Here is a 2,117-nt window from a genome sequence, read left to right as displayed (position 1 = left end):
CGGTGACCTCCCGCCAGGGAACCTCCACGCGGCGGTGCACGAGCTGGACGGGGTCGCCGCCCGTCCGCTGCCGGAACGAGGCGCGCAGGTTGGGGTGGCGGGCCAGCAGCCGGGCGGCGGCGCCGGCGAGCCGGGCCGCGTCGAGCGGTCCCTCCAGGTCGAGGGTGAGCTGGGCGGTGTAGACGTCGGGCGCGCCCTCGTCGAACAGGGCGTGGAAGTACAGGCCCTGCTGCAGCGGCGAGAGCGGCAGGATGTCCTCGAGCTGGCCACCCGGGGCGGGCGGGGCCGGGGTCACCGGGCCGCGTCCCGCCGGGCCGCCGTTCCGCGGTCCGGTGTCCCGCAGGCCGGCGCCCGCCGGGCCGGTGTCCCGCGGGTCGGCGCTCTCCGGGCGGGTGCCGCTCATCGGTCCGGTACTGGTCATCGGGCGCTCCACTCCGCGTCGAGTTCCGCTGCGAACGCGTCGATCTCCTCCTGGCTGACGGGCACCAGCAGGTCCGACGGGGTGAGGCCGCCGCCGGTGTGCCGGGACAGCCCGGTGAGTGCGGTGAACCACGCCTCCGCCAGTTCCCGGACCTGCTCCTCGTCGTACAGTCGGGCCGCCCACGACCAGGTCGCCCGCAGGCGCGGCCCGCCGGGCGTGTCCAGGGTCAGGGCGTTGACCTCCAGGGCGTGCGGGAGCGCCAGGTCCGGCGAATGGCCGGCGCCCACCGCCTCGGCCTCGGGCGCCGGGGACCAGTCGGTCCCGGTGGCGGCCTCCGTCCGGCCCAGGTAGTTGAAGGCCAGCTCCGGGATCGGGCGGGCGGCCAGCTCGGCGGCGGTCTCCGGGTCGAGGTGGCGGAGCAGGCCGTACCCGAGGCCGTTGCCGGGCACCGCCCGGAGCTGCTCCTTGACCCGTTTGATCGCCCGGGCGGCGGTGGCGCCGTGCAGGTCGCTCCAGTCCGCCGGTCCGGGGTCGAGCCGGACCGGGTAGATGGTCGTGAACCAGCCGACGGTCCGGGACAGGTCCGCTTCTCCGGTGATCTCCTCGCGTCCGTGGCCCTCCAGGTCGAGCAGGACCGACTCCCGTCCGGTGCAGTGCGCCACGGCGAGGGCGAGCCCGGCGAGCAGCACGTCGCCGACCCGGCCGTGGAAGGCCGCGGGGATCCTGGTCAGCAGCGGCTCGGTGACCTCCGGGGGCAGCTCGAGGGTGAGGTGGCGCTGGGTGCCGAAGGTGTCCCGCGCCGGGTCCGGCCGCCGGGGACCGTCGCTCGCGGAACCGGGCTGCGGGGTGTCCCCGTCCAGGGTCCGGCGCCAGAAGCCCAGCTCACCCGTCCGGATCTCCGCCTCGGCGCGCAGCCGCCGTGCCCAGGTGCGGAACGACGTCGGCACCGGCGCCAGCTCGGGAACCTCTCCCCGCCTCGCGGCCTCCCAGGCGGTGAACAGATCCGGCAGCAGGATCCGCCACGACACCCCGTCCACCGACAGATGGTGCACCGTCACCACCAACCGGCCCGACACCCCCGGACCCGCGTCCAGCCACACCACCCGGACCATCCGCCCGGCCACCGGATCCAGCTCCGCCCGCGAACGCGCCGCCTGCTCGGCGACCGCCCGCGCCCACTCCTCGCCGGTCGGCTCGGCGCCGACGCCGACGCCGACGCGGCGCAGGCAGTCGGAGGCCCGGACCGCTCCCGGCGGCAGCACCTCCAGTGCCGGCGGGTCTCCAGGCTCCGGGTCCGCGCCGTCCAGCCATCTCCCCCCGTCCGGGCAGGTCAGCCGGAGCGTGTCGTGCCGGTCCAGCACGGCCTGCACCCCCGCCGCCAGCGCCTCCTCCCCGAGGTCCGGCGGCACCCGCAGCACCACCGTCTGGCTGAAGTCGCCGGTCGGACCGGGAAGCTCCCGCAACCAGTGCATGATCGGGGTCGGGTCCACCGGGCCGACCCCCGCACCCTCCACCTCACCCGCGACGGCCTCCCCCTCCGCCACCGCCACCGCCACCGCCGCCAGCCCCCGCACACTCTGATGCCGGAACACCTCCCGCGGCGAGAACACCACCCCCGCCGCCCGCGCCCGCGCCACCAACTGAATCGCCAGAATGCTGTCCCCGCCCAGATCGAAGAACCCGTCCTCGACCCCGA

The 2,117-nt window shown here is 76.3% G+C and carries 2 protein-coding genes; both read right to left on the bottom strand.

The features are described 5' to 3' along the window. Window positions 1-421: condensation domain-containing protein (locus ACFOWE_RS31655; RefSeq protein WP_377294374.1), on the bottom strand; the 421-nt coding region annotated here is incomplete at its 3' end. Further along, window positions 418-2,117 (bottom strand): condensation domain-containing protein (locus ACFOWE_RS31650; RefSeq protein WP_377294372.1); only part of this gene is annotated, 1,700 nt, incomplete at its 5' end. The genes ACFOWE_RS31655 and ACFOWE_RS31650, both read right to left, overlap by 4 nt.

The organism is Planomonospora corallina, assembly GCF_042650625.1.
Classification (GTDB): Bacteria; Actinomycetota; Actinomycetes; order Streptosporangiales; family Streptosporangiaceae; genus Planomonospora_B; species Planomonospora_B corallina.
This window is presented reverse-complemented; position numbering and strand designations above follow the sequence as displayed.